Raw genomic sequence first — 22,039 nt, forward strand, 5'->3', positions numbered from 1 at the left:
CTTTTTCAGTGAGCCGTCCCATGTCTACCATCTCCCCCGCCGCCCATCCGGACTACCGGCTGCCCGTCACCGTCCTTTCCGGCTTCCTCGGCGCCGGCAAAACCACCCTGCTCAACCACGTGCTGGCCAATCGGGAGGGTTTGCGCGTCGCCGTGATCGTCAACGACATGAGCGAGGTGAATATCGATGCGTCGCTGCTGCGCAAGGGCGCGGAAAACGCCGGCGCCGCGCTGTCCCGCACCGAGGAAAAAATGGTCGAGATGAGCAACGGCTGCATCTGCTGCACCCTGCGTGAGGACCTGTTGCTGGAGGTGCGCAAGCTGGCCGCCGAAAACCGCTTCGACTATCTGCTGATCGAGTCGACCGGCGTCGGCGAACCGATGCCGGTGGCGGCCACCTTCGATTTCGAGGATGAAAACGGCGACTCGCTGAACCACGTCTCCCGCATCGATACGATGGTCACGGTGGTCGACGCCCTCAACCTGCTGAAGGACTATCACAGCACCGACTTCCTGGCCCAGCGCGGCGAGACCGCCGGCGAAGGCGACGACCGCACACTGGCGGCGCTGCTGTCCGAGCAGATCGAATTCGCCAATGTCATTGTGGTCAGCAAATCGGACCTGGTCAGTCCCGCCCATCTGGCGGAGGTGCGCGCCGTCATCAAGGCGCTCAATCCAACGGCCACCATCGTCCATGCGGAAAAAGGCAACGTTCCGCTGCACACGATACTAGGCACCGGCAAATTCGACCTTGAGCAGGCCAGCCAGATGGCCGGCTGGGCGCGCGAGCTGGCCGGCGATCACATGCCGGAGACCGAAGAGTACGGCATCGACAGCTTTGTGCTGCGCCACCGCAAACCGCTGCATCCGGACCGTTTCAACAGCTTCCTCGACGAGGCGCTGCCCGGCCTGATCCGCGCCAAGGGCTACATCTGGCTCGCCAGCCGGCCCGATTGGGCGGTCGCCTATTCGCGCGCCGGCCGCATCGCCGCCGTGGAACCGGTCGGCCAATGGTGGGCCGCCAGCGACAAGGCGCAATGGCCCTCCCCGGGCGATCCGGACCGGCAGGCGATCGAGGCGGTCTGGGAGGAGCCGTACGGCGACCGCCTCAACGAACTGGTATTCATCGGCAGCGGCATGGACCGCGCGGCGATCGAAGCCGCCTTCAACGCCTGCGTGCTGACCGAGGTCGAATTCGCCGCCGGCATGCTCACGTGGCGCGGCTACAGCGATCCCTTCCCGGACTGGAGCCGGGAAGATGAAGAACGAGCCGAACCCGAACACGCCTGACCATGGAACACGAATGATACACATCGAAAAGCTGAGCAAAAGCTACGAAGGCAGAACCGTGGTCGATGGCCTCGACCTGCATGTGCAGGGCGGCGAAATCTACGCGCTGCTCGGCCCCAACGGCGCCGGCAAATCCACCACCATCGGCTGCCTGCTGGGATTCGTCGACGCCGACGCCGGCAGCATTCGCCTGGCCGGCTCCAGCCTGCCGCCGGCGCGCGCGGCGGTCCAGCATGCGGCCTACATCGCGGAAAACGTCGCGCTGTATGAACGCCTGACCGGCGTGGAGAACGTCGAATTCTTCATGCGCCTGTTGGGCAGGAAGCCGCGCCGCGAGGAGATCGAAGCGCTGCTGGAACGCGCCGGCCTGCCGGAGCACGCGTGGCACCGCATGGCTTCCGGCTATTCGAAAGGCATGCGGCAAAAAGTGGGCATCGTCATGGCGCTGGCCAAGGGCGCGCAGGTCCTGGTGCTCGACGAGCCCACGTCCGGCCTCGATCCGGAGGCCAGCGTGACCTTCGGTGAACTGGTGCGGGGCCTGGCCGACGACGGCGCCGCCGTGCTGATGGCGACGCACGATCTTTTTCGCGCGCAGGAGCTGGCGGACCGCTGCGGCATGCTGGTGGGGGGCCGTCTGGCCGGTGAATGGAAATTGGGAGATTTGAATGCAGGCGAACTTGAACGCAACTACCTTGGCATCCTCGCCGGCCGCGCCTGAAGTGGACGCGCGGTATGCCCCGTCAAACCGCCAACGCTGGCTGCGGGCGCTGCACGGCGCCTGGCAGGCCGACTGGCGCGAGCGCCGGCGCGACTGGCGCGTGTGGCTGGTGGTCGGCGTCGGCCTGGCGCTGGGCGCCTGCGCGGCGCTGTTGTCGTCGATGGAGCTGCGCGCCACGCTCGAAGGCCGCGCCATTGCCCAACAGGCGGAGCAACAGCGCTGGTCGCAGCAGGGCAAAAAATACCCGCATTCGGCGGCCCACTACGGCGTCTACGTCTTCAAGCCGCTGTCGGCGCTGGCGGCACTGGACCCCGGCATCGAGCACTACGTCGGCGCCAGCGTATGGCTGGAGGCGCACAAACAGAATGAACTGGTGTACCGTCCGGCCAACGACGAACCGGGCGTAACGCGCCAGTTTCGGCTGAACCCCGCCTTCGTGCTGCAGGTGCTGGCGCCGATGGCGATGATCTTCCTCGGCTTCGGCATGTTTGCGGCGGAGCGCGAACGCGGCACGCTGGCAGCGCTGCGCATCAACGCGGCGCCGCTGGGCGCACTAGCGCTGGCGCGCGGCGCCGTGCTGCTTTGCCTGGCGATGGTGCTGGTACTGCCGGCCTGTATCGCGGTCGGCGTGCTGGAATGGACCTTGCAGGCGCGCAGTCCGTTCAGCGACGGCTTGCCACGCGCCTTGCTGTTCGGCGCCGGCTATCTGGTCTACCTGTGCACCTGGGCAGCCTTGATCGCCGCCGTGTCGGCGCGCGCATCCACGCTGCGCGCCAGCCTGGCGGTGCTGATCGGCTTGTGGGCCGCCACCACCCTGGTGGTTCCGCGCGCGGCGGTGGAACTGTCGCGGATGGCGGCGCCGCTGCCGACCATGCAGCAGTTCCGCGCCGGCATGGACGCGGAACTCGGCATGCCGGACGATCCCGAACAGGCGGAACGCGACAAGCAGCAACTGCTGCGGGAGTACGGCGTCAAGGACGTCAAGGACTTGCCGGTCAACTGGGCCGGCATCAGCCTGCAACGCGGCGAACAGCACGGCGACCGTATTTTCGACGACCATTACGGCCGCCTGTTCGACGCGATGCTGCGGCAAAGCGACGCCGCATCGTTGGCCGGGTGGCTGTCCCCGGCGGTCGCGATGGCCGGTTTGTCCAGCGCGGCGGCGGGCAGCGACACCCACCATCATCTGCAGTTCATCGACGGCGCGGAACGCCAGCGGCGCCGCATGCAGGAGGTGTTGAACCAGGCGATCACCGATCACCCGGAACAAAACGGCGTGCGTCACGACGGCGACCAGGCGCTATGGGACCGGATACCGCCATTCAAATTCACTTTCGAGGCGCTCGACCTGAAGGCGCTGGCGCTGCGCCAGGGCCTGCCCCTGCTCGCCCTCTTCATCGCAAGCCTGCTGCTGTGCGGCGCCGGCCTGCGCCATCTACGTAGCGGAAACTTACGATGAAACAGATGTTGATATTGATCGCCTACGACCTGCGCAGCCAGTTGCGCGAGCGCGGCACGATCGCCCTGGTGCTGGTCGCCCTGGCGCTGGCCGGATTCGGCCTGTTCGAAGGCGCGCGCTTCGAGCGCGACCAGCGGCGCGCGGTGGCCGACGCCGCCGCGCAGGAGGTGACCGCGCGCGCCGAGGCCAACGCCTTGGCGAAGCGGTATTTCGCCGATCCGGCGGCGCCCGAATTCAAGTCGCAGCAATGGTACAAGACACCGGTGGACGTGCGCGGCTACGCCTTCCGCGCGCACGTCGGCTTCGCCGGCAAACCGCAGGTCCCCGGCGCCGCGCTGGCGATAGGCCAGGCCGACCTGCTCCCCGCCTACGTCCGCGTGCGCGCGGAATCGATGGAGCTGGCGCGCACGGCGCTGGAGATCGAGCATCCTGGTCGCCTGGCCGTCGGCCGTTTCGATCTGATGTTCTTCGTGGTTTATCTGTGGCCGCTGATTCTGCTCGCGCTAAGCACCTCCGTGCTGACGCAGGACCGCGAGAGCCACCGCCTGCGCGCCTTGCAGTTGCAAGGTGTGCGCCTGGGCCGCATGCTGGCGGCGCAAGTGACGGCGCGCGCGCTGGCCGCCAGCCTGGTGCTGGTGCTGGCCGTCGGCATCGCGTCGCTCGCCGCCGGCATCATCCCGGCCGATGGCGCCGGCATGGCGGCGCTGGCGTCATGGTCCGGCGTGGTGCTGCTGTATTCGATGTTCTGGGCGGCGGTCACCATCGTCATTTGCGCCGTGTGCGGCAACCGCATGACAGCCGCTTTCGCCGGCTTCGGCGCGTGGCTGATGCTGGCGGTGCTGCTGCCGGGCGCGATGACGGCCGCGATCCAGATGGGGGCGCCGGTACCGGTGCGGGAACGCTATGTCCAGGCGCTGCGCGACGCCGGCGACCAGGTCAACGCCGATAAACTGGGCAGCCTGGCGCGCTTCTACGACAGCCACCCGGAATGGAAGCCGTCCGTCACGCCGCTCTCCAAGGTCTCGTCCAGCGTGTCGCGGCTGCAGCGCGCGCAGGAACTGGAGCGCATCATGTCCGGCGTCGACCGCCAGTTTGAACTGGCAAGGATGCGCCAGCAAGCCCTGTTCGAGCAGGCGATCATATTCAGTCCTGTGACCTTGGTGTATCAAACCCTGTCGGGCATCGCCGGCAACGATGGTGAGCGCCATCGGCAATTCATGGCGGAGGTGCAGCACCACCAGGTGCGCCTGCGCGACTACTTCCAGCGCGCGATCCAGCTGGCGGCGCTGGGCGACGAACGCAAGCCCTGCCCCGCCACCTGCCTTGGCGGCTACGGCTTCCGCGACTTCGACCAGGTACCGCGCTTCAGCGCCTCCACCGCGTTGGCGCAGGCCCCGGACGGACCACCGCAACTGGCGGCGCTGCCGGTGTGGATCGCCGCGCTGCTGGCCCTCGCGGCCGGCCTGATGATGCGCATTCGGCGGGGGTAGCACCGGCTCCGTTATACTGCTGGGTTTGCTGCTCACCACAAGACAATATGAAGGCTAAGAACTTATCGCACCGGTCCGGCCGCAACCTCGCCGGCGCGCTCTCCCTGCTTCTGGCGCTGGGCGGCTGCGCCCAGCTGCCGGCGACCAAAACCGCGCCCGACACCGTCTCGTCGATGCGTTTGATCGGCGAGCAGCGGCTGCCGTGGCGGGTGCAGTTCCAGGGCACGATGGTGGGCGGCCTGTCCGGCATCGACTACGACGCCGCCCGTGGCGACTGGGTGATGATCTCCGACGACCGCTCCGAGCACAACCCGGGGCGCTACTACCGCGCGCGGCTCGCGTACGACGACAAATCGTTCAAGTCCGTCGAGCTGACCAGCGTCGTCACGCTGCTGCAACCGGATGGCAAAGCCTATCCATCACGGGAAAACTTCAAGCGGCACGGCGGCGTGGTGCCCGATTTCGAGTCCGCCCGAGTCGATCCGCGCGACGGCACCATCTGGTACACCAGTGAAGGCGACGTCCCCGCCGGCCTGCCTCCGTTCGTGCGCCACGCCAAAGCCGATGGCACGTTCCTGTCGGAACTGCCGTTGCCGGCGATGTTCAACGTTCCCGCCGACGGCAAGGCCGGACCACGCAACAACCAGAGCTTCGAGGGCTTGAGCCTCGCGCCTAACGGCAATTCGCTGTGGGTGTCGATGGAAGGACCGATGATCCAGGATGGCGCGCTGCCGGACCCGCGCACCGGCGCCGTCAACCGCATCACGCACTTTGGGCGCGACGGCAAGGTGCTCGGGCAGTACGCCTACCCGCTCGATGCGATTCCCGCCTCGCCAGGCAAAGGCAAGTTCGCCGACAACGGCATCTCCGAAATCCTCGCCCTCAGCGACACCCGTGTTCTGGTGATGGAGCGCTCCGGCGTGCAGGCCGACGACGGCACCTACCAGGATTTCGTCCGCATCTACGAGATCACCACCGACGGCGCCAGCGATATCCAGAACCTGGCGACGCTCAACGGCGCCACCTACACGCTGCTGAAAAAACGCCTGGTGCTGGACGTGAATGAGCTCAAGCTGCCACGGGTGGACAACCTGGAAGGCATCTCCCTGGGTCCGGTGCTGCCGAACGGCCACGCCAGCCTGGTGCTGGTTTCGGACGACAACTTCGGCAAGGACCAGGTTACGCAGCTGCTGCTGTTTGAGCTGATCCCATAGCGTTCAACTGCGCCGAAAGCGCGGGCGATGGCGATGCCGGCGAGGGGTCGGCGCCGGCCGCCAGCAGCGGCCCGCTTTCCTGTATCGACGGCGGCGACAGGCAGTTGTCGCACTTGCAGCACCGCTCGAAGCCCGGCGACAGGTCGCCGAAGTAATCCAGCAGCAGCTTCCAGCGGCAGTAGCCGCTCTGCGCATACCCAACCATCTGCTCCAGCCCTTCGCGGTCGCGCTCATGCTTGTCGACATAGACTTGCGCCATGCGCTCGAACTCCGCCATCTTGGGCGGACCTTTCGGCTGTTTCGCCAGCAGATAGGCCAGTTTGCTGTTCCGCTTCAGCAGCTTGCCGTCCTTGAGCATCTTCAGGCAGATCTTCAACTGGCTCGCGGGCAGCTGCTCCAGGCGCGGCTTCAGATCGGCCTCGGTGAAGGTCATCTGTTCCGACGCCACCGCCGCCTCGTACACCGCCCGCAGCTCCTCGGCCGACGGATAGTGTTTGATCAGGAAGAACTGCTGCAGGCGCTTGTCCGCGTGGTAGTACAACAGCGTGCACTCCGCATCCAGGCCATCGCGCCCGGCGCGGCCGGACTCCTGATAGTAGGCCTCCAGGTTGGCGGGCACCTGCAAGTGGATGACGAAGCGCGTGTCGCTCTTGTCGATGCCCATGCCGAAGGCATTGGTCGCCACCATCACGCGCCGCTCTCCGCTCATGAACAGGTTCTGGTTTTCGCTGCGCTCGGCCGCTTTCAGCTTGCCGTGGTAGAGCGTCACGCTCTCGCCGGCGTTGCGCAGCATCTCGTGCATTTCCTCGGCCGCCTTGACGGTGGCGGCGTAGATAATGCCCACGCCGGCCGTCTCGCGCACCAGTTGCAGCGCCTGCGCGTCCTTTTCACCCGGATTGGTCACCTGGCGCACGCGGTAATGCAGATTGGGGCGGTAGATGCCGGTGTTGATGACCGCCATGCGCGGCCTGCCCAATTGGGCGCGGATATCGGCGATCACGCCGTCGGTGGCGGTCGCGGTCAGCGCCAGCACCAATGGGCGGCCCAGCGCGTTGAGCGCGGCGCCGATCTCCAGATAGGCAGGACGGAAATCGTGGCCCCACTGCGAGATGCAGTGCGCCTCGTCGATGACCATCAACGCGATCTCGGTATTCTTCAGCAGCGCCAGGAACTCCGGCGTCACCAGCCGCTCCGGCGTGCAGAAGACGATGTCCTTGTCGGCGCTTTCGATGCCTTCCAGCGCGGCCAGCTCGTCGCCGCGCGACAGGCTGCTGTTGATCTGCGCGGCGCTGGCGATACCCGCCTCCTCCAGCTTCTCGGCCTGGTCCTTCATCAGCGAAATCAGCGGCGACACCACCACCGTCACGCCCTTCAGCAGGCGCGCCGGCAGCTGGTAGCACAGCGACTTGCCGCTGCCGGTCGGCATGACGGCCAGCGTATCCTGGCCGGCCAGCACGCTGTCGATGACGTGGCGCTGGCCGTCGCGCAGCGCTTCGATGCTAAAGACCTTGCGCAGAAGGTCGTTGATTTGCTTGTTCTTGGGGGCAGCCATGGACACTCTTTCTATTCAGCGGGACTGGGGAAAGAGTAGACAAGGACGCCACCTTGGTATGTACGCCAACGCACCGCCCGGGCGTGTTGGGCCGGGTGGTGCGTTGGCGGTGCGTTGGCGCGCCCGCTTACCAGCCTATGTCCCTGAGCAGTGGATACGTCAAATCGCGCGGCGGCTTGACCTCGTGCGACAGGTCGTCATTGATCGACGGCTCCATCAATTGGTTGGGGATGGCGCTGATGTCGTAGTGCGACACGGACGATCCGGGCAGATTGGGATTGGTCGCGTACATCAGCACCCTGCCCGACGGAATCGGTCCCGGCGCGCACCGCCAGGTTGACGCCGAGGTTGACGAACAGGCCCGAACTGGTCCGCGAGCGCGTGGCCAGCACCTCCTTCAACGCGGTGCCGTCCTCCAGCGCAATCCGCACCGCAGGAATGACGATGGACGGATCTTCGCCGGCCAGGTCCGGCGGCGGCGTGCCCGGCGCGTTATCGACGATGATGGCGCCGATGGCCCCGGCGTCCTGCACATGCCTGACCTTCTCGGCGAACGTGCACTCGCCGCGGTCGATCAGCGCGATCTTGCCCCGGACGGCGCGGGCGTTAGGCTCCGACAACGGCGCGCACGCCAATCCGGTGTTGGGCGGCGTATCGATGACCGGCATCACCTCGCCGGTGACACCCGGACTGCTGAGCGGAGGACCGAACTGGGCCACCCCGACCCGGCGGATGCCCGCCACCCGCGACGGCGACAGGACCGTCAGCAACGGCGTGCCGGGTCGCAACACGATCCGTGCCGCCTCGGTGACGATGGGGCCGTTCCACACCAGCCGGCCGGCGCGCCTGGCCGACGCGGCGCGCTCGGCGTCGGTCATATCCTTCCACAACTTGTTGGTCGCGGTATCCAAAAGGAAATAATCCCAGATGCTGGGGATGCCGGCCAGCAGCTCGCCGGTGGCGTCGTCGGTGTAGGTCTGGAAGCCCAGGCCGTGCGCGAACTCGTGCAGCAGCACGGCCACCAGATCCGTCAGCGGCCCGTGGTTGTTGTCCAGTCCCAGGTAGAACGGCGAGCCGGTGAAGCAGCCCGGCTCGCCCAGATTGACGTTGAAGCGGGCGCGGATCTCGGGCAGGTCGGGATCGGCATCGAAGCCGACCAGCTTGTTGGTCTCGGCTTCGCCGTACCAGGCGTTGGCCTGCGGCGCGCCGGGAAAGTTGGCGAACACCTGCAAGGCGCCGGCGGACCCGAGCACGGCGCCGGTGTCGTTGCAGGGCAAGGCCTCCCACGTCGCCAGCACGCGGATCGGCACGCTGCTGTCGAGCGTCGCGCCCCAGATGCTCGCTGCCTTCTGGAAAGCATTGATGCGCTGCGCACCCAGGGTGGTGCCGGTGTTGCCGCCCACCGGCGCCACCGGCGTGGGGTCGTTGAAGCCGACGCCGGCCGGATCGCCGTTGACGATGGCGATGGTGGCGGCGGCCCAGCTGCCGGCCGAGCACAGCATGGCGAGCGCGCCGCAGATGGCGATCAGTTTATTTTTCATGATGCTCCCCCAGCTTGCTGTCCGGTTCGCACGACTCGGTGACGTTGCCGGCGGCATCCTTGCGCGCCAGGGCATAGCGCTCGTGGCGCTCCTCGAGCATCACGGCGACGCCGCCGTGTGGCGGCCGCGTCAGCGCGGGTTTGGAGGCGGCGCCGGTGGTGGCGGCGCCCGTGGGCGGCGCGGTCAGCGCGGCCGCCTGCTGGGCCGTCGGCCCGGTCAGCTTGCCGGTGGCCGGGTCCTTGTATCCCATCATGCCGGCGCGCGGTGGCGCCGCCGCGCGATCGACCGGCGTCGGCTGCGCGACAACACTTACGTTGGGAAATTCCATGACGCCGTTGGCGGCGGGCGGCGAGGCGGAGGCGCTGCAACTGGCGGCGACGCCTAGCAGTCCCGCCAGAAGTTTAGTCAGGTTCATATCAAGCCCTTTGGTCAGAACATCGAATCGAACAAAAACCATGGATATGGTTCAACTTGCCTCAGTTAGACGAGGCACAGTTCGATTTGGTTCCAATTCAGGCCGGCGGGATTTGCTGATCTAGTTCAACACGGGATGGAGGGCCGTGACCGTCAGCCGACGCTGGTATCGATGCGCACGCCGCTTTTAAGTGTCAGCGTCACCGGCGTCTTCTCGGCGATTTCCGCCATGCGGGCTTTTTGATCGGCGTCGAGCGCGCCGTGGAAAGTCAGCACGCGCTTGATCAGCAAGGCGCCGTCGCCGGCCGGCGCCAGGTGCAGCGCCACATCGACGGCCTCCATCGGCCACTGCTTGCGGTCGGCGTACATGCGCAAGGTGATCGCGGTGCACGACCCGAGCCCGGCGAGGATGAAATCGTACGGCGCCGGCCCGGCGTTGGCGCCGCCGTTGCGCGGCGGCTCGTCGCCGGTCAGCGCGTGGCCGCCGACCTCGATCGATGTCTTATAAATATCCCTGCCGATGCGCGCGACGCCTTGTGCCATGGTCATTCTCCTTGCCGCCATTTTATCGCGCCGGCCGTGCGCCGGAGGCACGATTCTGCTCCACCAAAAGACAGACCGCAGACCGGGGTCAGGTCCGACATTCGGACACGAACCCATCAAAACGGTACTCCGATGGACCAGCCCGTGTCCGAATGTCGGACCTGACCCCCGAGGGTTTTGGTGAGGGCTCCGGGAAACAACGGTTTGTTTGTTTCTGCAAGCTTCATGTTGGTAAAGATTTGTAAATGGCAATAATTGGCATGGGGCTTCTGTAAAATAGCAGGCTTCCAACATCAAATAAGACGGCGCCGCCCGGCGGCCCGCCAGCCTCATGCAAAAGAAGCAAAAGAAACTCCTGTCCCAGTGCCTGACCGGCGGCTCGCTCGGCGTGCTGTTGGCCGCCCCGCTCGGCGCCCTGGCCCAGAACACAGTCGAAAAACCGGCCGCGAAGCCGAACACGACCACGGCCACGCCGACGCCGGCGAAGGACGCGGCCGTCGTGCCGTCCGTCACCGTCGCCGGCGAGCGCCCGACCAACCGCATCGACCGCCAGGTCTATGACGTCAAGTCCGACGTCTCCAGCACCAATGGCACCGCCGCCGACGCGCTCAACAACGTGCCGTCGGTCGCCGTCGATCCGGACGGCACCGTCACCTTGCGCGGCAGCAGCAATGTGCAGATCCTGGTCGACGGCAAACCGTCGGCCATGCTCCAGGGCGAGAACCGGGGCGCCGCGCTGCAGGCCATGGGCGCCGACGATATCGAATCGGTCGAGGTCATCAACAACCCCGGCGCACAGTTCGGCAACGAGGGCGGCGGCGGGCCCATCCTCAATCTGGTGATGCGCCGCAACCGCAAGCCGGGCGGCTTCGGCACCGTCAACGCCAACGCCGGCAAGGACGGCCGCTACAACAGCGCCGTCAACGGCAGCTATAACGAGGGCGCCTGGGGCTTCCAGGGCGGCCTCAACGTGCGCCACGACGGCCGCAATTCCACCGCCGAGGTCAGCCGCGACCGCCTCGACCGGTCCACCGGCGAGTTCGTCCACAGCAGCCAGTCGTCGGTCGGCAAGGGCCTCAACGACATGGTCGGCGCCAACGGCACCGTGAGCTACAACCTCAACCAGACCGACACGCTGACCGCCAGCGCCTCCTACAACGGCCGCACCAACGACCAGCGCGGCACCGACCGCTACATCAACGGCGCCACCTCGTTCAGCCCGGCCAGCGACTACGTGCGCTCGACCACGCGCGAAGGCGACAGCCGCAACTACAGCTGGGGCGGACGCTACGACCACAAAGGCGAGCTGCCGGGCGAATCGCTGAAGATCGACCTGCGCGTGTCCTCGTCGGACAACGAAAACGACAGCAACTACGCCAACGACTACGCCACGCCGGGCTTCGCCGACACGCGCGCCTTCCAGCACAGCGACACCGCCATCAAGGTGGTCGACTTCACCGGCGACTACGAGCGCCCGCTGTGGGGCGGCTCGGCCAAGGCAGGCTACAAGGCCGCCAGCACCAAAAGCTCGTTCGACACCCTCTACACGGATATCGATCCATTGACGTCGATCGCCATCGTTAACCCGGCGCGCACCAACCGCTTCGAAGTCGACGAGACGGTGCTGGCGTTGTACGGCTCCTACCAGATGCGCCTGAGCGAAAATTGGGGCGCGCTGGCCGGTCTGCGCACCGAGTACACCGACATCGACATCCGCCAGATCACCAGCGGCACGGAGGACAAGAACAGCTACGTCAACTTCATTCCCAGCCTGTTCGCGACCTATAAAGTCAACGACACGGCAAATATGCGCTTCGCCTACGCGCGCCGCATCCGCCGCCCCGGCGCCAACGACCTCAATCCCTACCAGGTCTACCGCGATGAGTTCAACGTCTCTGCCGGCAATCCGCAGCTGATGCCGACGAAGACCGATTCGTTCGAAGTGGGCTACGAGACCAAGGTCGCCGGCCTGGAGACCAACCTGCGCGCCTACTATCGCGAGGACTCGGACGCCATCGTCGACTACCGCTACTTCATCGCCAACAACGTGCTGCTGACCACCAAGCAAAACGGCGAAGGTAGCCACTCGAGCGGGCTGGAATTCACCGTCAGCGGCAAGTTGCTGCCCAATTTGACGATCAACACCAGTGGCAACCTCGCGCGCAGCCAGCAGCGGTCGCAGGACGACACCGGTGTGTATAGCACGCGCACCGCCAATTCGCTGAGCGGCCGGCTGCGGTTGAACTACCAGTACAGCGCCCCCACGCAGATGCAGCTGGCGCTGCAGATGATGGGCAAGACCTTGTCGGGCCAAGGCTACCGCTCGCCGAACCGCACGCTCAACCTGAGCGCGCGCCATGCGTTGACGTCGCAACTGAGCCTGGTGGCCAACATCACCGATGTGCTGGATAAGAACAAGATGGAGACGGTCATTAACAGCAGCACCTTGCGCGAGACCAGCACGCGGCGGTTCGATGGCCGGGTGTTTTATGTGGGCTTGTCGTACCGTTTCGGCGGCGCCGGCGGCGCATCGTCGGAGCGTGAAGGCGGCGGCTTTGGACCGCGCATGGGACCGGGCGGACCAGGCGGACCTGGGCCAGGCGGCGGGCCGCCGGGCGCCTGATGCCCGGGAATCTGAAACGTTCTAAAACACGTAGGGCGGATTAGGCGGAACGCCGTAATCGGCCATCCATGAGCCGTCGGCGGCGCATGCATGGCCGATTACGGCTTCGCCTAATCCGCCCTACGTGTCTCCGAGGTCACTCGAGTGACCCCGTGTCGATTTACTTCACCACCGCCAGCTTCTCGCGCGTGGCGTTCTTGAACGTGTAGATGGTCAGCACGCCATCCTTCACATCGCCGCGCGCATCGAACGCGATATTGCCGGTCACGCCCTTGTACTGGATCTTCGCCAGCTCCGGCAGATACTTGGCCGGATCGGGCGAGCCGGCTTTTTGCATCGCCGCCACCATCGTCATCAGCGCGTCGTAGGTGTACGGCGCGTACGTCTGCACGTCGATCCCGTACCGCTTCTTGTACGCCACGCGGAAATCGGCCATGCCCTTCTCCTGCGACGGCTCCACCCCGCCCGCCTCCGCGCAGATCACCTGCCCGTCGCTCATGGCGTTACCCGCCAGGCGCGGCACCGAATCGGAACACATGCCGTCGCCACCCATGAACTTGATCGGGATCGCCAGCTGCTTCATCTGGCGCAGCATCGGGCCGGCCACGGCGTCCATGCCGCCGAAGAAAATCATATCCGGCTTGGTCGCCTTGACCGCCGTCAGGATGGCGCTGAAGTCGGTCGCCTTGTCGTTGGTGAACTGGGTCGACACGATGCTCGACCCGGTCGCCGCCCCGCCACGCTTGACGTTCTTGACGAATTCGTCGACCAGGCCTTTGCCGTAGGCCGTGCGGTCGTCGATGACGGCGATGCGCTTGGCCTTCACCTGCTGCATCGCGTAGCGGGCCAGCGCGGCGCCCAGCTGCTCGTCGTTGGCGACATTGCGGAAGGTGGTGTTGTAGCGCTGGCGCGTGTACTGCGGGTTGCTGGCCGACGGCGATATCTGCGGGATGCCGGCGTCGTAGTAAATCCGCGAGGCCGGAATCGAGGTGCCGGACGTCTCGTGCCCGATCACGCCCTGCACCCTGGCGTCCACCAGTTTCTGCGCGGCGGCCGTGGCCTGCTTCGGATCGGCGGCGTCGTCCTCCGCCTGCAGCACGATCTTGTATTTTTTGCCGCCGATGACCACGCCCTTGGCGTTGAGCTCATCGACCGCCATGCGGGCGCCGTTTTCGTTGTCCTTGCCCAGGTGGGCGATGGGGCCGGAGGTAGCCGCCACATGGCCAATCTTGATGATGTCTTCGGCCTGCGCGGCGGTGGCGCCGGTGGCCAGAACCAGCGCCACGGCGCCGGCGATCGTCGTTGTTTTTACTACAGTTGCTTTTGTTGGGAACTTCATACAATCCTCGTTGGTTAACTTGGCAAGGATACCATCCGACACCAGACTCTGCATTCCGTGCGTTGCTGCTGGTATAACTGAAGTAAAATAATTAATCGAAACATTTGCCTCCGGGATATCAATATGGCAATTTCCCAACGCATCGCGCGTTCAAAGCCTTTGGCCACCACGGCCATGCACGGCCGTGTCGACGCCATGAAGGCGCGCGGCGAGGACGTGATCGATTTTTCCATCGCCATCTCCCATTTCCAGGCGCCCGAGGCGGTGCTCGAAGCGACCCGCGCGGGCCTGCGCCAGCCGTCGCTGGCCTACACCGCCGTCGTCGGCGACGCGGCGATCCGCTCGCGGCTCGCCGCCAAGGCCGTCAAGGAAAATGGCATCGACGCCACGCCGGCCGACATCCTCGTCACCAACGGCGCCAAACAGGCGCTGTATCAGGCTTTATATGTCATGGCCGATCCGGGCGACCGCGTGATCATCTTCAAGCCGCACTGGCCGGCCTACGTGGCGACCAGCAAGCTGCTTGGACTTGAACCGGTGTTGGTCGACCTGCCCGACGTGATCACCGCCGAACTGTTGGACAGCCTGCCGCCCGCCAAGGTCCTGATCATCAACAACCCGCACAACCCGACCGGCGCCGTGCTCACGGCCGCCGAAATCGACTGCATCGGCGCCTGGCTCAAACGCACCGGCACCCACGCAATCGTCGACGAGAGCTACGAGAAGCTGATTTTCGACGGCGCCCATATCAGCCTGGCATCGCGCCCGGACTGGCGCGAGATCGGCGTCGTCACGCTGTTTTCGGCCTCGCAAAGCTACGCGATGATGGGCTGGCGCGCCGGCTTCGCGGTGGCGCCGCCGGATCTGGTGTCGGCCATGGAAACGCTGCAAGGTCCGATCACCGCCGCCGCGCCGATGCTGATCCAGCTGGCGCTGGCCGCCGCTTTCGAATCGGGCGAACCGCACGCGATGCTGGCCGACTACCGCGCCCGCCGCGATCTGGTGCTCGACCTGACCGCCGGCCTGCCCTGGCTGACGATGCGCCGCCCGGCCTCCGGCCCTTACCTGTGGGCCGACGTCTCGCCGCTGACGATGGACACCACCGCGCTGTCCGAACGGCTGCTGGCCGAGCGCTCGGTGGCGGTGATGCCGGGGGAGGCGCTGGGCATGCCCGGCTACATCCGCATCGGCTATATCTCCGACGACGTGGCCACGCTGCGGCGAGGCGTCAAAGCCATCGTCGATTTCGGCGACGCACTGTACCGCGCCCACTGACACGCTGTGGCCTTCCTCCTCTTCCAACTCAATAGCCTGCGCAGCCGGCTGATTTTACTGGTGGCGCTGGCGATCGCGCCGATCGCGGTGATGACCATCGTCAGTGGCGTGCGCGAACGGGAACACGCGATCCGCGTGGCCGAGGAAAACCTGCAGCAGCTGACCAACCTGGCCGCCGCCAACGAGGCGCAATCGATCGAAAGCGCGCGCCAGATCCTGCGCGACCTGGCCAGCGTGCCCGATCTGACGGGCGACCAGGCCCATTGCAGCCGCCTGCTGGCCAACATCCACAAACAGAATCCGGACTACGCCAACTTTGGCCTGGTCCAGTTGAACGGCGATGTCACCTGCACCGCCATCCCGTCCAAGACCATGGTCAATCTGGGAGACCGCACGCATTTCCGCCGCGCCGTCCACCTGCGCCGGTTTGTCGCCGGCGGCTACGTCTTCGGCCGCGTGATCCAGAAGCACACCGTCAACCTCACCTATCCGCTGCTCGACGAGGGCCAGCAGGTGCAGGCCGTGGTGTTCGCCGCGCTGGACCTGACCAAGCTCGATCGCTTCGTCGCCGACATCCAGCTGCCGCCCGGCTCCCTGCTGATGACCGCCGATTCCGACGGCAAAATCATCGCCCGCAAGCCCCATCCGGAGCAGTGGTTCGGCAAACAGGTGTGGCCGGAGATGCGCGCGGCCATGGCCGGCGAGCCGGGAAAACCTGTGCTGCTCACGGGCCCGGACGGCGTCGAACGGCTGCACCGCTTCGCCCGGGTCGGCAACAACGGGCTGTCCGACTACACGGTCACGATCGGCATTCCCGCCGACGACATCACCGCCGTGGCCCGCCGCGACCAGAAGCTCGACCTGCTGGCATTGGCGGTCACCCTGATCCTGGCGCTGCTGGCGGCGTGGTTCGTCGGCGACGTGCTGGTGCTGCGCCGGGTCAAGCGGCTGGCCACCACCGCCAACAGCATCGCGTCAGGCACCCTGGCCGCGCGCAGCGGCATCACCTACGGCAACGAGGAGATCAGCGAACTGGCGCGCGCGCTCGACGCCATGGCCGCCGCGCTGCAGGAAAAAGAGCGGCAGCACCTGCTGGCCGAGACCCAGCTGCGCCAGGCCGACCAGCGCAAGGACGAATTCCTGGCGATGCTGGCGCACGAACTGCGTAATCCGCTGGCGCCGATCAGCGCCGGGGCCCAGCTGCTCCAGAGCGGCAACGCCAGCCCGCAGGCGGTCGAACGCACCGCCGGCATCATCGTGCGCCAGGTCACGCACATGACCCGGCTGGTCGACGACCTGCTCGACGTCTCGCGCGTGACGCGCGGCCTGGTGACGTTGACGCGGGTGCCACTGAACGTGGCCGACGTCGTCGCCGACGCCATCGAACAGGCCGACCCGATGATGCGCGCCAAGCAGCACCGCTTCGACCTGGTGCTGCCGGAGACGCCGCTGCAGGTGATGGGCGACCATAAACGGCTGGTGCAGGTGCTGGTCAATGTGCTCAACAACGCGGCCAAGTACACGCCGGCCGGCGGCGTTATCCGTTTGCTGGTGCGCGCGGAGGCGGGCGAAGTCAAGATGGTCATCAGCGACAACGGCATCGGCATGTCGGACGAATTGCGCGGCCGCGTGTTCGAGCTGTTCGCGCAGGCCGACCGCAATTCCGACCGTTCGCAGGGCGGACTGGGACTGGGCCTGGCGCTGGTCAAGACGCTGGTCGAACTGCATGGCGGCACGGTGGTTGTCGACAGCGGCGGCGACCAGAAAGGCAGCACCTTCACCATCAAGCTGCCCGGCACGGCGGGCGCGCAGGCGCCGGTGGCGGCCAAGCCGGTGGCCGCGCCGCAAACGAAGCTGCACGTGCTGGTGGTCGACGATAACATCGACGCCGCGCAGACCTTGCAGCTGTTGCTGGAAACCGTCGGCCACGAGGTCTTCCTGGCCCATACCGCGCACGCGGGACTGGAGATCGCGCAGTCGGTCGCGCCGCAACTGTGCCTGCTCGACATCGGCCTGCCTGACCTCAGCGGCAACGACCTGGCGCGGGGGCTGCGCAAGCTGCCGCAGACCGCCAACGCCACCCTGGTGGCGGTGACCGGGTACGGGCGCCGCGAGGACCGCGAATTGGCCAAGGACGCGGGCTTCGATCATTACTTCGTCAAGCCGGTCGATGTCGACAGATTGCTCGCGGTGATCGCGACGCTGAACTAGACCTATTCCTTTAGGGGGACTGTACAAACACGCCCATCCAAATGATAATTACTCTCATTCTCATTTGCCATGGTCATCATGATTCATCTTCCCGCGCGCAAGCGTCTCGCCGCCGCCGTTCTCACCGCCCTCCACTGCCTGCCCTCGCAGGCCCAGACCGAAACGGAACTGCAAACAGTCGTCATCAGCGCCAGCGCCGACGCCTCGGCCGCCGGCCTGTCGAAGGCCTTCGCCGGCGGACAGGTCGCCAGGGGTGGGCGCGTTGGCCTGCTCGGCAACATGGACAACATGGACACACCGTTCAACAGCACCAACTACACGCAGCAGTTCATCCAGGACCAGCAGGCGCGCAGCGTGGCCGACGTGCTGCAAAGCGATCCCTCGGTGCGCGTGGCGCGCGGTTTCGGCAATTACCAGGAGATGTACATCATTCGCGGCTTTCCGGTCGCTTCGGACGATCTGGCCTACAACGGCTTGTACGGCGTGCTGCCGCGCCAGTACATCGCGGCCGAACTGCTGGAACGCGTGGAAGTGTTCAGGGGTGCCAACACCTTCCTCAACGGCGCCTCGCCGTCCGGCGGCGGCATCGGCGGCGCCATCAACCTGCTGCCCAAGCGCGCGCCCAACGTGCCGCTGACCGAAATCAGCGCCGGCCTGCAATCGGGACGTCAAACCCACCTGGCGGCCGACATCGCCCGCCGCTTCGGCGACGAAAACCGCATCGGCCTGCGTTTCAACGCCGTGCAGCGCAAAGGCGGCACCGCCATCGACGACGAACACCGCGAGCTGCAACTGGCCGCGCTGGGCGCCGACTATCGCGGACGCGGCTTCCGGCTGTCTGCGGACCTGGGCTGGCAGGGCAGTAAGCTAAGCAACGCCCGCCCGGCCGTCAACGTCGCCACCACCCTGCCGATTCCAGCGGCGCCGGACGGCAGCGCCAACTACGGCCAGCCTTGGGACTACTCCAGCGAGCGCGATGTCTTCGGCACCCTGCGCGGCGAGTGGGACGTGGCCAAGGACGTGGTGGCGTGGGCCTCGTTCGGCGGGCGACGCGGCCATGAACTCAATCGATTGGGCAGCACCCTGAACCTTACTTCCAGCGCCGGCGCCGGCAATATGCGCCGTTTCGACAACGCCCGCGAAGACGATATCAAAACCGGCGAACTGGGATTGCGCGCCGCGCTGCGCACCGGTCCTGTAAGCCACAAGCTGGCGGTGACGACGACCGGCTTCGATCTCGATTCGCGCAACGCCTACGCCACATCGTCCTATCAGGCGACGTCGCTGTACGACCCGCCGGTGATGGCCCTGCCGCTTCTGACCACGTTCGGCAACGCCATGTCCGACCCGCGCACCACCAACGAGGTAAAGCTGGTCAGCGGCGCGGTGGCCGACAGCATGGGCTTCCTCGACGACAGCGTGCTGCTGACGGTCGGCGTGCGCCATCAAAGAATCCGGCAGACCGGCTACGCCTACAACACGGGCAAGCAAAACGCCGACTACAGCGAGAGCGCCAACACGCCGATCGCGGCGCTGGTGTACAAGGCGTCGAAACAGGTGTCGCTGTACGCGAACTATATCGAGAGCCTGCAGCAAGGCGCGGTGGCCGGATCGACAGCCGTCAACGTCGGCCAGATTTTCGCGCCGTACAAATCGCGCCAGAAAGAAGTGGGCGCGAAGTACGACGGCGGCCGCTTCGGCGCCAATGTCGCGCTGTTCACCACCACCCAGCCGCAGGGCGTGCTGAACCCGGCAAGCAGGGTATTCGGCATCGATGGCGAGCAGCGCAACCGTGGCGCGGAATTCTCGGCCTTCGGCGAACCGCTGCGCGGACTGCGCGTGCTGGGCGGCGTGACTTTACTCGACGCCACGCAGGAGCGCACCGCCGGCGGCGCAACCGACGGCAAGGACGTCATCGGCATCCCCAAGTCGCAGGTCAATTTCGGCGTCGATTGGGATGTGCCGGGCATGCCGGGCCTGAGCCTGTCGGCGCGCGCGCTGCACACGGCGTCGCAGGCGGTCAACGCGGCCAATACACAGGAACTGCCGTCGTGGAACCGGCTCGACGCCAGCGCGCGATTCCAGCTCGATCTGGATGGCCGAACCTATACGCTGCGGGTGCGCGTCGACAACCTGACCGACAAGCGCTACTGGGCCTCCGCCGGCGGCTCTCAGGGCACCGGTTATCTGGTGCTCGGGGCGCCGCGCAGTTTCGCGCTCACGGCAAGCACGGAGTTCTAGCCAGCACCTTGGCGGCCAGCGCCAGGCCGCTCAACCACGCGTCCTCCACCCGGCCGCCACCCAGCCAGTCGCCGCACAGGCCGACCTGCACCGCAGGCAGCCACACAGCCTGCCGCGACGACGCCGCGCCGGCCTTGGCGTAACGCCAGCGGTGTGCGGTGACGGCTTCCGGCGCCGGACCGCCGAGCTTCGCGAAGGCGTCCAGCAGCAGCGCCGTCACAACCGTCTCGTCATCCTCGATGTGGACGGCGCTCCACTCCGCGCTGGCCTGCAGCACCCACACCTCGCTACCGGCACGGCCGGGTTTTGAACTGTCGCGCGCGATCCAGCGCAGCGGCCCGTCGTTGATGAAGGCGGCGTCGTACCCCGGCTTGTAAGGCTGCGCGAAACGCAGCATCAAGGTCCAGCTGGGCAGCATGGCGACGGCGTTCGACTGCATCGCCGTCAGTGGCAACAAGGGTTCCAGTAGCACGGCCGCCTGCGGCGCCGGCACCGCGAGCACCAGCGCGTCGTAACGCTCGGGATGCAAGCCATGCTCCTTCGAATGCAGGCGCCATCCTTCCTCCTCATGGCGCATATCATCGATGGTGACGCCGCTGTGCACCTGCAGGCCGCCGGCTAGCCACGCGGCCGGAGCGCTCATGCGCGGCACACCGACGAAGCGCACGACACTATCGGGCTCAGCCTTGCCGCCGCCGATGACGGCGATCTTCGGCTCCCACAGCGCGGCCACGCCGGCCGCCTCCCAGCGCGCGACCTCCTCGCGGAAGGCGTTGTCCCGCACCGTGAAGTATTGGGCGCCGTGGTCGCACTGCCAGCCGTCGGCGCGGCGGGTGCTCATGCGGCCGCCGGGGCCGCGCGCCTTCTCGAATACCGTCACGCGGCAACCCGCGTTCTGCAAATGCCGTCCGCATGACAGGCCGGCCAACCCGGCTCCGACCACCGCCACATTAAGACGTGTTTCAGGCATGGCGATGAGTCCTTTTCGATATAAAGTCCAAAGTATAAAGAGAAGAACGCGGCGGCAGAAGGCTCGGCGAGCTTTCAGCGGTTCAATTTCGGTTCAAGCGACACGATGACCCGCAAACTGCTAGAATGCGGAAAATAGCGAAAGAGGAGCAACATGTCGAAAGCCGAACCGAAACCAGAATTGAAGCCCACAGGCTATCGCAGCGGCGTGGCCGCGCGGCTGGCGGGCCTGCCGGTGGAAACACTGCGCGTGTGGGAGCGCCGCTACGGCGTCTCCGATGTCGACCGCTCGCCACACGGCCAACGCCTGTACTCGGCCGACCAGGTCCGCCGGCTGGGCCTGCTCAAGCGCGTGGTCGACCAGGGACACGCGATCGGCACCGTGGCCCGGCTTGCGGCCGATGAACTGATCGCGCTGGCCGGCGCCGCGCCTTCGCCCGCCGCCCCCGGCGCCGCCACGCAAACGATCAAGATCGCGGTGGCAGGCGCCGGTTTGGCGCGCCGCCTTAGCGCCATCCGCACTTCGCCGGAGCTCGATATCGTCGCCAGCTGCTTCCAGCTCGAAGGCGCGGCAGAGGCCATGGCCGGCGTAACGGCCGACGTGCTGCTGATCGAATCGTCCGAGATGAGCGCCGACGCGCTGCCGCAAATCCAGGCAGCGCGCCGCGCGATGCAGGTGCGCACCGTGGTGGTTCTGTACCGTTTCTGCGATAGCGCGACCGTTCGCCGCTTGCGTGAACATGGCTGCCTGGTGGCGCGCGCGCCGTCCGACGCCGCCGAAGTGGCGGTTTTATGCAGCACGGCGCTGACTGGCGCGGCGCGTCCGCCGCCAGGTCCGATCACGGCGGCGCCACCGCGCCGCCTCGACGACCAGGCACTGGCGGCGCTGTCGTCGGCCTCTTCCAGCATCAATTGTGAGTGCCCTCGCCATCTGGCGGATATACTGATGATGCTGGCAAGTTTCGAACGCTATAGCTACCAGTGCCAAAATCGCAACGCCAGCGACGCGGCGCTGCACGAAGACCTGGGCCGCAGCGCCGGCCACGCGCGCGTTATGATGGAGCAGGCGCTGGAACGACTGGCGTATGCCGAAGGCCTGCCCCTGCCCGACAAGCAGTGAAACACCACCGCACCCGCAGTTGTACTAGCAGTTGTACTCTT

General features: G+C 66.4%; 16 protein-coding genes. 10 read left to right on the forward strand and 6 right to left on the reverse strand.

The features are described 5' to 3' along the window. The first annotated feature begins 20 nt into the window (after positions 1-20). The 5 genes from NHH88_19325 to NHH88_19345 are packed head-to-tail and all read left to right on the forward strand — an operon-like array spanning position 21 to position 6,170. Complete coding sequence (locus NHH88_19325; protein ID USX11848.1) at positions 21-1,289, forward strand: GTP-binding protein; 1,269 nt, start codon at positions 21-23, stop codon at positions 1,287-1,289. Positions 1,290-1,302: 13 nt separating this feature from the next. Next, a complete protein-coding gene (locus tag NHH88_19330; GenBank protein ID USX11849.1) occupies positions 1,303-2,007 on the forward strand; it encodes an ABC transporter ATP-binding protein in 705 nt (234 codons plus the stop codon). Beyond that, complete coding sequence (locus NHH88_19335; GenBank protein USX11850.1) at positions 1,955-3,466, forward strand: DUF3526 domain-containing protein; 1,512 nt, start codon at positions 1,955-1,957, stop codon at positions 3,464-3,466. The genes NHH88_19330 and NHH88_19335 overlap by 53 nt, the downstream gene beginning before the upstream one ends. Further along, a complete protein-coding gene (locus NHH88_19340; protein ID USX11851.1) occupies positions 3,463-4,956 on the forward strand; it encodes a DUF3526 domain-containing protein in 1,494 nt (497 codons plus the stop codon). The genes NHH88_19335 and NHH88_19340 overlap by 4 nt, the downstream gene beginning before the upstream one ends. Positions 4,957-5,003: 47 nt before the next feature. Next, positions 5,004-6,170 (forward strand): esterase-like activity of phytase family protein, encoded by a 1,167-nt coding sequence (locus NHH88_19345; protein USX11852.1) that lies wholly within the window; start codon positions 5,004-5,006, stop codon positions 6,168-6,170. Here NHH88_19345 and NHH88_19350 read toward each other — a convergent pair. The 4 genes from NHH88_19350 to NHH88_19365 all read right to left on the reverse strand — a co-directional run bounded on the left by NHH88_19350 (position 6,136) and on the right by NHH88_19365 (position 10,220). Continuing rightward, a complete protein-coding gene (locus NHH88_19350) occupies positions 6,136-7,722 on the reverse strand; it encodes an ATP-dependent DNA helicase (protein USX11853.1) in 1,587 nt (528 codons plus the stop codon). The two genes, NHH88_19345 and NHH88_19350, sit on opposite strands and share 35 nt — an antisense overlap. Before the next feature lie 197 nt (positions 7,723-7,919). Beyond that, positions 7,920-9,263: a peptidase gene (locus tag NHH88_19355; protein ID USX11854.1), complete on the reverse strand. Its 1,344-nt coding sequence runs from the start codon at positions 9,261-9,263 to the stop codon at positions 7,920-7,922. Beyond that, positions 9,253-9,678 carry a hypothetical protein gene (locus NHH88_19360; GenBank protein ID USX11855.1) on the reverse strand — a complete coding sequence of 142 codons (426 nt, stop codon included), beginning with the start codon at positions 9,676-9,678 and terminating at the stop codon, positions 9,253-9,255. The genes NHH88_19355 and NHH88_19360 overlap by 11 nt, the downstream gene beginning before the upstream one ends. 152 nt (positions 9,679-9,830) lie before the next feature. After that, positions 9,831-10,220, reverse strand: a complete 390-nt coding sequence (locus tag NHH88_19365; GenBank protein ID USX11856.1) for an OsmC family protein — start codon at positions 10,218-10,220, stop codon at positions 9,831-9,833. A 331-nt stretch (positions 10,221-10,551) separates the two neighbouring features. Between NHH88_19365 and NHH88_19370 the strand changes: the two genes are divergently transcribed. Further along, positions 10,552-12,843 carry a TonB-dependent receptor gene (locus tag NHH88_19370; protein USX11857.1) on the forward strand — a complete coding sequence of 764 codons (2,292 nt, stop codon included), beginning with the start codon at positions 10,552-10,554 and terminating at the stop codon, positions 12,841-12,843. Between the two features lie 160 nt (positions 12,844-13,003). On the opposite strand, the gene NHH88_19375 is transcribed toward NHH88_19370, so the two are convergent. Beyond that, positions 13,004-14,182: a branched-chain amino acid ABC transporter substrate-binding protein gene (locus tag NHH88_19375; GenBank protein USX11858.1), complete on the reverse strand. Its 1,179-nt coding sequence runs from the start codon at positions 14,180-14,182 to the stop codon at positions 13,004-13,006. A gap of 123 nt (positions 14,183-14,305) precedes the next feature. On the opposite strand from NHH88_19375, the gene NHH88_19380 reads away from it, so the two are divergent. The 3 genes from NHH88_19380 (at position 14,306) to NHH88_19390 (ending at position 19,909) form a co-directional block, all read left to right on the forward strand. Continuing rightward, positions 14,306-15,457 carry an aminotransferase class I/II-fold pyridoxal phosphate-dependent enzyme gene (locus NHH88_19380; protein USX11859.1) on the forward strand — a complete coding sequence of 384 codons (1,152 nt, stop codon included), beginning with the start codon at positions 14,306-14,308 and terminating at the stop codon, positions 15,455-15,457. A 6-nt stretch (positions 15,458-15,463) separates the two neighbouring features. Continuing rightward, positions 15,464-17,668, forward strand: coding sequence for an ATP-binding protein (locus NHH88_19385; protein ID USX11860.1), 2,205 nt, complete (start codon positions 15,464-15,466; stop codon positions 17,666-17,668). Between the two features lie 78 nt (positions 17,669-17,746). Next, complete coding sequence (locus NHH88_19390; GenBank protein USX11861.1) at positions 17,747-19,909, forward strand: TonB-dependent receptor; 2,163 nt, start codon at positions 17,747-17,749, stop codon at positions 19,907-19,909. Here NHH88_19390 and NHH88_19395 read toward each other — a convergent pair. Beyond that, entirely contained in the window at positions 19,887-20,879 is a 993-nt protein-coding gene (locus NHH88_19395) for an FAD-dependent oxidoreductase (GenBank protein ID USX11862.1), read from the reverse strand. The two genes, NHH88_19390 and NHH88_19395, sit on opposite strands and share 23 nt — an antisense overlap. A 153-nt stretch (positions 20,880-21,032) precedes the next feature. Between NHH88_19395 and NHH88_19400 the strand changes: the two genes are divergently transcribed. Next, positions 21,033-21,998 (forward strand): MerR family transcriptional regulator, encoded by a 966-nt coding sequence (locus tag NHH88_19400; protein USX11863.1) that lies wholly within the window; start codon positions 21,033-21,035, stop codon positions 21,996-21,998. Positions 21,999-22,039 lie beyond the last annotated feature (41 nt).

This window comes from Oxalobacteraceae bacterium OTU3CAMAD1 (genome assembly GCA_024123915.1).
Classification (GTDB): domain Bacteria; phylum Pseudomonadota; class Gammaproteobacteria; order Burkholderiales; family Burkholderiaceae_D; genus Rugamonas.

Excerpts from the sequence above, each read along its gene's own strand:
- NHH88_19325 (USX11848.1), top strand. The coding sequence starts at position 21 with ATGTCTACCATCTCCCCCGCCGCCCATCCGGACTACCGGCTGCCCGTC.
- NHH88_19330 (USX11849.1), top strand. The coding sequence starts at position 1,303 with ATGATACACATCGAAAAGCTGAGCAAAAGCTACGAAGGCAGAACCGTG.
- NHH88_19335 (USX11850.1), top strand. The coding sequence starts at position 1,955 with ATGCAGGCGAACTTGAACGCAACTACCTTGGCATCCTCGCCGGCCGCG.
- NHH88_19340 (USX11851.1), top strand. The coding sequence starts at position 3,463 with ATGAAACAGATGTTGATATTGATCGCCTACGACCTGCGCAGCCAGTTG.
- NHH88_19345 (USX11852.1), top strand. The coding sequence starts at position 5,004 with ATGAAGGCTAAGAACTTATCGCACCGGTCCGGCCGCAACCTCGCCGGC.
- NHH88_19350 (USX11853.1), bottom strand. The coding sequence starts at position 7,722 with ATGGCTGCCCCCAAGAACAAGCAAATCAACGACCTTCTGCGCAAGGTC.
- NHH88_19355 (USX11854.1), bottom strand. The coding sequence starts at position 9,263 with ATGAAAAATAAACTGATCGCCATCTGCGGCGCGCTCGCCATGCTGTGC.
- NHH88_19360 (USX11855.1), bottom strand. The coding sequence starts at position 9,678 with ATGAACCTGACTAAACTTCTGGCGGGACTGCTAGGCGTCGCCGCCAGT.
- NHH88_19365 (USX11856.1), bottom strand. The coding sequence starts at position 10,220 with ATGGCACAAGGCGTCGCGCGCATCGGCAGGGATATTTATAAGACATCG.
- NHH88_19370 (USX11857.1), top strand. The coding sequence starts at position 10,552 with ATGCAAAAGAAGCAAAAGAAACTCCTGTCCCAGTGCCTGACCGGCGGC.
- NHH88_19375 (USX11858.1), bottom strand. The coding sequence starts at position 14,182 with ATGAAGTTCCCAACAAAAGCAACTGTAGTAAAAACAACGACGATCGCC.
- NHH88_19380 (USX11859.1), top strand. The coding sequence starts at position 14,306 with ATGGCAATTTCCCAACGCATCGCGCGTTCAAAGCCTTTGGCCACCACG.
- NHH88_19390 (USX11861.1), top strand. The coding sequence starts at position 17,747 with ATGATTCATCTTCCCGCGCGCAAGCGTCTCGCCGCCGCCGTTCTCACC.
- NHH88_19395 (USX11862.1), bottom strand. The coding sequence starts at position 20,879 with ATGCCTGAAACACGTCTTAATGTGGCGGTGGTCGGAGCCGGGTTGGCC.
- NHH88_19400 (USX11863.1), top strand. The coding sequence starts at position 21,033 with ATGTCGAAAGCCGAACCGAAACCAGAATTGAAGCCCACAGGCTATCGC.